The sequence below is a fragment of the Variovorax sp. RTB1 genome (assembly GCF_035018765.1).
In the GTDB taxonomy this organism is placed as follows: Bacteria; Pseudomonadota; Gammaproteobacteria; order Burkholderiales; family Burkholderiaceae_C; genus Variovorax.
Genome location: NZ_JASJXG010000089.1, coordinates 1 through 8,951, shown reverse-complemented (window position 1 = coordinate 8,951; position 8,951 = coordinate 1). Strand labels below are relative to the sequence as shown.

10 protein-coding genes are annotated in these 8,951 nt (G+C 62.6%); 8 read left to right on the top strand and 2 right to left on the bottom strand.

From position 1 onward, the window contains the following. The first annotated feature begins 171 nt into the window (after window positions 1-171). A complete protein-coding gene (locus QN397_RS26055; protein WP_323502432.1) occupies window positions 172-1,710 on the top strand; it encodes an IS3 family transposase in 1,539 nt (512 codons plus the stop codon). 438 nt (window positions 1,711-2,148) lie between these two features. Here QN397_RS26055 and QN397_RS26050 read toward each other — a convergent pair whose 3' ends face one another. Continuing rightward, window positions 2,149-2,928, bottom strand: a complete 780-nt coding sequence (locus tag QN397_RS26050) for a hypothetical protein (protein WP_323502431.1) — start codon at window positions 2,926-2,928, stop codon at window positions 2,149-2,151. An 87-nt stretch (window positions 2,929-3,015) separates the two neighbouring features. Between QN397_RS26050 and QN397_RS26045 the strand changes: the two genes are divergently transcribed. From QN397_RS26045 to QN397_RS26030, 4 genes are all read left to right on the top strand, one after another. Next, window positions 3,016-3,342, top strand: a complete 327-nt coding sequence (locus tag QN397_RS26045; RefSeq protein ID WP_323502430.1) for a helix-turn-helix transcriptional regulator — start codon at window positions 3,016-3,018, stop codon at window positions 3,340-3,342. Between the two features lie 21 nt (window positions 3,343-3,363). Then, window positions 3,364-4,701, top strand: a complete 1,338-nt coding sequence (locus QN397_RS26040; protein ID WP_323502429.1) for a HipA domain-containing protein — start codon at window positions 3,364-3,366, stop codon at window positions 4,699-4,701. 98 nt (window positions 4,702-4,799) lie between these two features. Next, a complete protein-coding gene (locus tag QN397_RS26035) occupies window positions 4,800-5,126 on the top strand; it encodes an XRE family transcriptional regulator (protein ID WP_323502428.1) in 327 nt (108 codons plus the stop codon). 55 nt (window positions 5,127-5,181) lie between these two features. After that, window positions 5,182-6,366: a type II toxin-antitoxin system HipA family toxin gene (locus tag QN397_RS26030; protein WP_323502427.1), complete on the top strand. Its 1,185-nt coding sequence runs from the start codon at window positions 5,182-5,184 to the stop codon at window positions 6,364-6,366. A 10-nt stretch (window positions 6,367-6,376) separates the two neighbouring features. Here QN397_RS26030 and QN397_RS26025 read toward each other — a convergent pair whose 3' ends face one another. Further along, window positions 6,377-7,207 carry a hypothetical protein gene (locus QN397_RS26025; protein WP_323502426.1) on the bottom strand — a complete coding sequence of 277 codons (831 nt, stop codon included), beginning with the start codon at window positions 7,205-7,207 and terminating at the stop codon, window positions 6,377-6,379. Between the two features lie 137 nt (window positions 7,208-7,344). Between QN397_RS26025 and QN397_RS26020 the strand changes: the two genes are divergently transcribed. The 3 genes from QN397_RS26020 (at window position 7,345) to QN397_RS26010 (ending at window position 8,890) form a co-directional block, all read left to right on the top strand. After that, window positions 7,345-8,043 carry a hypothetical protein gene (locus tag QN397_RS26020; RefSeq protein WP_323502425.1) on the top strand — a complete coding sequence of 233 codons (699 nt, stop codon included), beginning with the start codon at window positions 7,345-7,347 and terminating at the stop codon, window positions 8,041-8,043. Between the two features lie 122 nt (window positions 8,044-8,165). Next, window positions 8,166-8,570 carry a helix-turn-helix transcriptional regulator gene (locus QN397_RS26015; protein ID WP_323502424.1) on the top strand — a complete coding sequence of 135 codons (405 nt, stop codon included), beginning with the start codon at window positions 8,166-8,168 and terminating at the stop codon, window positions 8,568-8,570. Beyond that, window positions 8,567-8,890, top strand: coding sequence for a hypothetical protein (locus QN397_RS26010; RefSeq protein WP_323502423.1), 324 nt, complete (start codon window positions 8,567-8,569; stop codon window positions 8,888-8,890). The genes QN397_RS26015 and QN397_RS26010 overlap by 4 nt, the downstream gene beginning before the upstream one ends. The last annotated feature ends 61 nt before the right edge of the window (window positions 8,891-8,951 follow it).

Here is an 8,951-nt window from a genome sequence, read left to right as displayed (position 1 = left end):
TCGCGTCGCCAGACCACAACCTGGTTCGGATTGCGGATGTCATAGATGGCGGCGACCCGACGGCTGGACAGTCGTTCACGGTCCTGATGTAACAGAACCTGCAGCTTGAATTCCGAACTGTATGCGCTGCGGGGGGTGCGGATAAAAACTTGGACTACCTGAAAGTAGTTCATGTATTCATACGAAGACCGCATCCGAGCGGTCACGCTTTACATCAAGCTGGGCAAGCGCACCGGGGCGACTATCCGCCAGTTGGGCTATCCGACGAAGAACTCTTTGAGGAGCTGGCATGAGGAGTACGAGCGGCGCCTGGACCTGTCGTCCAGCTACGCGCGCTCGAAGCCGAAGTATTCTCAAATTCAGAAGGAGCAGGCTGTCAAACACTACGCCGAGCACGGGCGCTGCATCGCCTCCACGGTCAAGGCGTTGGGCTATCCGTGCCGCGATTTGCTGCGTGCCTGGATTCATGAACTGGACCCCGACTCCCGGCAACGCGTTGTTGGAAGGGCCGTCAGTGCACCTCGGCCGCCGCAACTGAAGAAGCTGGCGGTCCTCGAACTGTGCACTCGTGAGGCAAGTGCGCAGGTGGTTGCTCAGAAGCTTGGCGTGAGCAGGCCGACGTTGTACAACTGGAAGAACCAGCTTCTGGGACGTGAGGCACCCGCATCCATGAAACACACCAATCAGTCCCCGCGGGCTCAAGAGCGCGACGAGCTCGAGCGCGAGGTTGAGGCGTTGCGCCGCGAAGTCAGGCAACTGCGCCTTGAGCAGGACCTCTTGAACGAGGCCAATGAACTGTTAAAAAAAGGCCTGGGCGTCGATCTGCAGCTCCTGTCCAACCGGGAGAAGACACTGCTGATTGACGCCCTCAAGGAGCATTACGGCTTGCCAGAGCTCCTTGCACAGTTGGGCATTGCACGTAGCTCGTACTTCTACCATCGGGCCCGCGCAGTGGTGGGCGACAAGTACCTCCAGGTGCGGCAGTCCATCACCGAGATCTTTGAGTCGAACCACCGTTGCTACGGCTACCGTAGGCTGCAGGCCTCGTTGACCAGGCAGCAGGTCAACATCTCGGAGAAGGTGGTGCAGCGGCTGATGAAGCAGGAGCGCTTGGTTGTTCCAATGCACAAGAAGCGCAGATACGCCTCGTACTTGGGGGAGATCAGTCCAGCACCAGAGAACATCATCAACCGCGACTTCCAGGCTGCGGCACCCAATGAGAAGTGGCTCACGGACATCACAGAGTTCCAGATCCCCGCCGGCAAGGTTTACCTGTCGCCGATCATCGATTGCTTTGACGGCATGGTGGTGAGCTGGACCATTGGCACGAGCCCTGACGCTGAGCTGGTCAATACCATGCTGGATGCAGCCATCGAGACGGTGATGGACAACGCCGACCGGCCTGTGGTCCACTCCGACCGCGGCGGCCACTACCGCTGGCCAGACTGGCTATCGAGAATGAGCGATGCCAACCTCATCCGCTCGATGTCCCGCAAGGCCTGTTCTCCGGACAATGCGGCTTGCGAAGGCTTCTTCGGTCGCCTCAAGAACGAACTGTTCTATCCTCGGGACTGGAAGGGCACGACCATCGAGCAGTTCATTGAAATGGTCGACTCGTACATCCGCTGGTACAACGAGAAGCGGATCAAGATCTCCCTGGGGGCCCTCAGCCCGATCGAATACAAGGTGAGTCTTGGACTTGCGGCATAAAACCAGTCCAAGTTTTTATCCGCACCCCCACACCGCCGACCTTCGACTGAGCCATCTGAATAGCTATCGGCCCAACAAGCATGCAGATCTCAAGGCCGTCGACCTGGCTCAGTGGATCGTCGGCAAACCCAACGAGACGGCTCAGTTTGGCGTCGACGCGAACACATCGACGCCATAAAGCGCGATGACACGGTGCGCTCCAAGCCGCCAGGCCTGTACAAGCCTTCGCAGGCGTGTGGCTGCCTGGCAGGGACCGACGAGGATGAAAGACGCCAGAAGGGCAAGTAAACGTCGCGAGGCGGACTGGATGGCATTCATAAAGTAGAGTCCGTGACGATAGCGTGTTGCGAATTATGTTAGCAGGGGACTGCCGCTCCAGTCAATGACGGCCGGCAGTTTTCTCGGAGACGAGGCACGCTACAGAGCGAGGGCCATTGTTCATTTAGCCAACGAAGGCGCCTTCGCAGGCTTCGAAACCTTTGCAACCTTCGATTTCTGCCAGTTCGCATACGCCCACTTGTTGCGGATGCCCTTCGGCTTGCTGGTCTTGGTCGTGCTGCGCCGACGTCCACTCGCCTCGCGCGGCTTCGTACCGGATGTGGTGCTCGGCGGTGCGCGGCGCGACGCCTTGCCACCACGGCCGGTCGATGTCGAATTGCCGGCGCAGGCCCAGACAACTGAACGCTCCAGCGCCACGTGGCCGATCACCTGCTGCCTGAGCGTCGTCGGCGTCAGCGCATCGAAGCGAGCCTGTACCGCTGCAGCCGAAGCGGCGTAGCCGGCTTGTTTTGCGGCAGGCTGTGCCGCAAGCCACACCAGGTCGTCGATCGCCTCAGCACACGGCACTGCGATCTGCAGTTCACGTGCCAGCTCGAACTCCGCCCGCAGATCGGGACCGCTGCGCATGGCATCGATGAGTTCGTAAGGCATGCGTTCATCGGCGGCCATGCACCAGTCGATCACTTCGCGCAGGGGAACACCGGAAAGTGCGAGGCTCATGACCTCAACCCACTCCTCGGTTCCATCGTCGAACTGGAGTTGTTCGAGCGTGTCCAGATGGCGCAGCACCGACACCGGCTCGCGCTGCAGTGCGAGGGCCGCCTCGAAGACCGTCTTTCCGTCGAGGACGGCGGCCTGCAAGTTTTTGTCCTCGCTCTTCAACCAGGCGTTCAGGGTGCGGGAGAAACGTTGGTCGGCGTCGACAGTGTGGGTGCTCATGGGTCGATCTTTGCAGTCCCGGACCGCTTCAGTCAATGACGGCGCGAAATAATCTTTCAAAACAATACGCCATATACGGCGTACTATGTGGATGTGACAATCCAGTCCGACCTCTCTGTCCAGGCGCTTTCCGAAACCGTGAAGGCGCTGCGCCTAGCGCGCGGCGACTCGCAAACCACGGCCGCGGCACGAATCGGCGTGAGCGTGCGTTCCTGGCAGCGGATGGAGTCGGCAGATCCCCAGGTTGCGGGCCAGGTAGCCCTCGGCGACTTCCTGGCGGCGCTCGAGGTCTACGCTGTGCGGCTGATCGACCTGATCGCGCCTGTGGCCATGGAAGCCACTCAGGCGGGCGGATTGCGTCAGCGCGGCCGCTCCCCGAAGCGACCCAGCGCGGCGCCAACGCTCCGCGGCTGAACCGCTGAACTGCTGCGCATCATGCGATCCACTCCTTCCACCCCCTCGGCTGACGCCAGGTCGATCCCCGATCAGCTGTTCGTGCACATCGATCGACCCGATGGCGTGCACCTGGTCGGCGAGATGCGCTTCGACCTGAAGGCGATCGGCGGCTTCTCGGCGCGCTTTCGCTACCTGAAGGGCTGGCTCGCATCCGAACATCGCTTCGCGCTCGATCCCATCAACTTGCCGCTCAGCCTGAAGAGCTCCTGGGTCGAGACGGACAGCAAGTACGTGAAGCTGGGTGTGCTGTTCGATGCCGGCCCCGACATGTGGGGCCGCACGCTGGTGCGCTACAAGACCGGGGTGGCCGATCCGGCCGAGTCCGCCCTGCTGCTCATGGGCCGCGGCAATGGCGTGGGCGCCCTCCTCTTCGCGCGCTCGCCCAAGCTCACGCGCGATGACCTTCCGGGCTACGAGACGTTGCCCACCCTCGAGCATGACCTCGAGCGCGTGCACCAGGCTGCGCACAACGTCTTCACGTCCCAGCCCATGCCGGCAGACCTTGAAGGTCTCCTGGCAGGCACGTGGTCCATCGGCGGCGCCCGCGCCAAGGCAGTGATGCGCGATGCGCAGCGCGGCATCTGGATCTGCAAGTTCGCCGAGCCCGGCAGTTCGGTGGACCGGCAACGCCTGGAGTTCGCCAACCTGCGCATGGCGCAGGACATCGGCATCGAGGTTCCCGAGATCCGGTTGGCCGAAACTGCGCTGGGGTCGGTGCTCATGATTCGGCGCTTCGACCGCACGGCGCGCGAGCTCGATCGTTTGCACTTCGCGAGTGGCATCTCCTTGGTGAGTGCGGTCCCCGAAAACAAGCGCCTCAACACTGCCAACGACGAGCGCAACTTCTCCTACGCGAACCTGGCGCACATCGTCTCCGCGGTGTCGCCGTTCCCTGAGGACGACCGCAAGAGCCTGTACGCGCGCATGGCGCTGAACGTCGCGCTGCACAACACGGACGACCACCTGAAGAACTTCGGATTTGTCGAGCACGTCGACGGTGGCACGCACATGCTTCGGTTGTCGCCAGTGTTCGACGTGGTGACGCAGTCAAGCGCCGCGCACTATTTGCGCATCGGTGCGCATGGGCGCGATGGGACGATCGGGAATGTCCTCTCCGAACCGCGCAGCTTCATGCTGACTGCGAAGGGCGCCGGCGTCATCGTCGATCGCGTGGTGGATACGGTGGAACGGCGCAACGACTTCTACGAAGAGGCCGGCATGACCGAGCGCGACATGGACCGGCTCAATGCCTTGATCGACACGAGAGTGCCAAGGGCGGCGTCCTCGGATTCAAGCGTCACTTCGCCGCTGCCCTGAGGCTTGCTCTTGTTGCCGCGCCGCGCGCCTTCTTCGAATTCGTCGCAAAAAGTAGAACCAAGATTGAACAAAACTAGCTTTTTGTGAAACAATAGGGAATGCCTTCAAGCGCCGCAGCTGTTCAAAGTCTGCCCTCTGCCGTAGCAAGCGCGTTAAAGCGTCTCGGCACGGATTTGGCGATTGCCCGCAAGCGCAGAAAGCAATCCCTGCGTGATTGGGCGGTCCGCCTGAACGTCTCGGTGCCCACGCTCATGAAGATGGAGAAAGGCGATCCCTCCGTGTCCATGGGCGTGTACGCCACAGCCCTCTGGATGATCCAGCGCCAGGAACCCCTGGCCGCGTTGGCGAATCCGGCTCACGACCTGGCGGCGCTCGAAGGTGAAGTTCAGGCGGCTTCGCGCAGGGGAGCGAAGAGCCATGCCTGAACGCGCCGAGCCTGAACCTAATTCCTATCGCCCACAGGACCAGTTGGCGCTTTGGATGCTGACGGATCCCACTCGGCCTATCCTGGTCGGCGAGATCTCGCTCGCGTTGAACGGGCAGGCGGTGGCACTGCGCTACGACAAAGACTGGCTCGCGTACGGCTTCGCTCTCAGCGAGGATCTGCCGCTGGTCGACGAGCTGTTCGTGCCGAATCAAAAGCAGTCGGCCGCTGGCGCGATCGACGACGCGCGCCCCGACCGCTGGGGCGAGCGTGTGATCCGCAAATTCGAGCGCGCCTCGCGGATGTCGTTGCTCGAGTTCCTGCTATTCGCTGGTGGGGATCGATATGGCGCGCTCGGCGTGTCCCTGCGATCCGATGTTTACGCGCCCTGGTCTTCCTCTCCCATGCCCGCGCTCAGAGATCTGGACGCCATGGACGAGGTGATCCGCAAGATCATTGCAAATGAACCCGTGCAAGAGATCGAGCAGCGACTTTTGCGGCCCGGTGTCTCACTCGGGGGCGCGCGACCCAAGTCGGTTGTCGAGATCGACGGATATCCGTGGCTGGTCAAATTCGGTGAGGGGGAGGACGAAGATACGCCTCTCATCGAACACGCGACGATGACATTGGCAGCGAAATGCGGCGTCGACGTCGCAGCCACGCGGGCGCTGGCAGTTCGCAGCAAGCACGCGGTCGCGGTGCGACGCTTCGATCGCACAGGCGGCGCACGTGTCCACGCAATTTCTGCACACGTCGCATTGCGTGCCGTCGGTGAGGTGTACGGATACCCGCAACTGGGCCAACAACTGCGCCGGCTGTGCCGATCCGACGAGATTCAGCCACAGCAAATGCAGCTCTTTCGGCGCATGGTGTTCAACATCTTCATGGACAACACGGACGACCATGAAAAGAACCATGCGCTGCTGCGGCAGGCGGATGGCAACTGGCTGCTATCGCCGGCCTTTGACATCGTGCCGAGCATGAGCGGGCTCGGCTATCAGGCCATGTCAGTGGGTCTCCACGGAGCGGATTCGACGCTCGACAACGCCTTGTCGAGCATCGCTTCGTTCGGACTGAAGCTTGCTGCGGCCAAGGCGATCGTCCGGGAAATCGCCTTGGTGGTAGAAGACTGGCGTCGCCATTTTGTGGCTTGCAAAGTCCGTGCTGCCGACCTCGAAGTGTTGGCACAGTACCTGGACAACGACCGCCTCGGCGCGCAGCGCAGGTCACATGTGATCTGATGTCGGCGTATCAGGCGCTCGATCTTTGGAACTCTCGTTCGGAGTCATTAGTGATTTCGTCCTCGCCTGCAGTCGATGCCGGCAGCGTCAGGCCCTCGGAGCGCGTGGCAGGCGCCTCGTCGAGCAACTCCTCCTGAAGCCATGCCAGCGTGTACGGGTCGTCGATCTCGTAGACGCCGCTGCCCTGGGCCGTGACAAGCGACGTCTCGCCATCGGCCAGGCGCAGGAGGGAGCCCTGGATCTGGGTGGGCGTCGGCGTCATGCCGATCGCGGCTTTCACGCGCGCGCGGGCGGCGGCGGAGAACAACTCGAGCGGCGCAGGAGCCGGCGCCTGACCGTCGCGCCGCGCCACCGCATGCGCGACGATCGCGCGAAGCAGGAGCCGGTCGAGCGCCGAGAGGCCAGCCATCCGATCGGCAAGCGCGGAGCCTTCACCGCGCGGATCGGCTGCCTTGCGGGCATAGGCCACCACGTCGACGGACCCATGCTGGATCATCTCCACGACGGCCGACCACAGCATGCGGGGATTGCGCTCGGTGGTGATGAAGGCCGCCCGCATGTGCTCCAGGGTCAGCTGGCCGTTCTTCGCATCCATGATCCCTGCGATGTTCATTCGCCAGTGTTCGAGGAAGTGGTCCCCCAAAGGCGTGAATTCCTGCTGCGTCGCGAACCTGAAGAGCGGCGATTTGGAGCGCAGGAAGAGGTCGTTCATTCGCGCCTGCGATGAACCACAGAACAATGTGCAGAGCTTGCCCCGACGCTCGTCCAGAAGCGTGCGCAACGATCGGACGAAGTTCTCGTGCTCCGGCTTGGAGCCAAGCAGGTCCGCTTCGTCGATCACCAGGAGCAGGCGCTTGCCGGTGACATCTGCCCGACCAGCGTCGCCACCAGTCCGATCTCGGACTGCAACCACTCGTAGGACCACCGTGCGCACTCTCGTCGCACACAGGTCCAAGTAACTACTTCTGCCACATTGCTTTGGATTTCAAAGACACTTCTTTTTTTACAAGTTTGCACTATACCTATGCCGCGAGACATACGCACACGACCCTCAGAGAAACGCTAGTTGGTTGCACGTTCTTCTCCACCGCTCCCCCGGGCTCCCTGGTTGGCGCTCCCCCCGGTGTGCGCGGCGAGGGGCACGAGGAGCACGAAACGCCCACGCTGCTGCAAACAGGCCAGGACAACGGGCGTCCGGCGACCTTGGGCCGGCGCGGGTCGTGTGCACCGATCGCCACACCGAGCGCCACATCGATCACCAGCACCAGCACCATAGCCATCACCAACGCCTTTGGCGTGGCCATCGTCGCGCCCGCCTTGCTGGTGGACCCATGCGATTCCCCGCCGCATCATTTCGCTGATGCTCGCGCCACCAGTAGCGGAGCCAGCGTCCCGGCCGAAGCAACGGGCGCAAGCACCGCGCAGCTCGTGTGCGGGTTTGTCGAGTTCCGCGTCCTGAAGGATTCGCCCGCCACGCTCGACGAGCTCGTTTGTGCGTGCGCATCGCAGCTTCCCGGTGTGACGCTCAGCCCGAATGCAGGCGGTCGCACAGGTTGCGATTCCAGCGGCGACCGCTGGCGCCAGAAGCGTCTGGACCAGGCGCACGACCGATGGGCGCACAACCACCAGTGCATTTACCTGATCGGCACTTCCGCGGTGACACCGCTGCTGGCCTGAACGCGCCGCGGACCTCGCCACCGCGTACTTGACCCATGCAACCCAAGCAACCCCTGCAGTCCATGCAACCCATGCGCACTTTTCGACCGACCTGCTGCCCGCGCCCACACGAGAAACAAACCATGAATACGGCCGCCGTGCGCGCTCTGGCTACCCGGCCTACTGAGCACACGACCGATCGCCCGCGCAGCGCGGGCCGTCCGCGCACGGAGCGTCCACGCGATTTGCAACGCGCGCGATCTTTCCCGTTCCTCGCGCCCGGCGAAAAGTTGCGTGAGCAGCGGCTACGCCGCAAGCTGACTCTCAGGGCGGTTGCAGAGCTGAGCGGTGTCTCCGCCAGTCAGATCTCGGAGATCGAGGCTGGCCACAAGGCCACGTTCGAAAGCACCTATGGCCTGTGCGCCGCGCTGGAGACACGGATATCCACGGTGCTGCGGCGCGTGGAGGACGCCAGGCTCGCCCACCATGCGGTCGATGCCGTTCCATTCCCCTCGCCCCAGGAGAAGCCCGTGAAGCGAACTAAATGAGCGGGCACATCGAAACCGTCGACGATGGCATCTCCAAAGTGGTGGCATTTCCTGGCCACCACCTGTCTGACGAGATACCGCAAAGCCCTTTCGAGATCGCGACATCGGACAAGCGCCCTTGCCGCCATCACCTTCGCATTCGCCTGGACCTCCACCAGCGCGAGGTGAGTTGCGCGGACTGCTACGCCGTGCTGAACCCCTTCGACTATCTGGTGAGCAACGCCACCGTCGTGCAGCGCGTGTGGGCCAACTACGCCTTTGTACAGACCAAAGTCGGCGAACAGCAGGAGCGCTTAATGGGGCTGTGCGTATTCCGGTGAACGTGACCGACGATTCCGGCATCGTGACCGGGCTTCCGAGGAACGTGACCGCGGGGTGATG

Coding starts and splice junctions, on each gene's coding strand:
- QN397_RS26040 (WP_323502429.1), top strand. CDS start 3,364: ATGCGATCCACTCCTTCCACCCCCTCGGCTGACGCCAGGTCGATCCCC.
- QN397_RS26055 (WP_323502432.1), top strand. CDS start 172: ATGTATTCATACGAAGACCGCATCCGAGCGGTCACGCTTTACATCAAG.
- QN397_RS26015 (WP_323502424.1), top strand. CDS start 8,166: ATGAATACGGCCGCCGTGCGCGCTCTGGCTACCCGGCCTACTGAGCAC.
- QN397_RS26050 (WP_323502431.1), bottom strand. CDS start 2,928: ATGAGCACCCACACTGTCGACGCCGACCAACGTTTCTCCCGCACCCTG.
- QN397_RS26030 (WP_323502427.1), top strand. CDS start 5,182: ATGCTGACGGATCCCACTCGGCCTATCCTGGTCGGCGAGATCTCGCTC.
- QN397_RS26010 (WP_323502423.1), top strand. CDS start 8,567: ATGAGCGGGCACATCGAAACCGTCGACGATGGCATCTCCAAAGTGGTG.
- QN397_RS26035 (WP_323502428.1), top strand. CDS start 4,800: ATGCCTTCAAGCGCCGCAGCTGTTCAAAGTCTGCCCTCTGCCGTAGCA.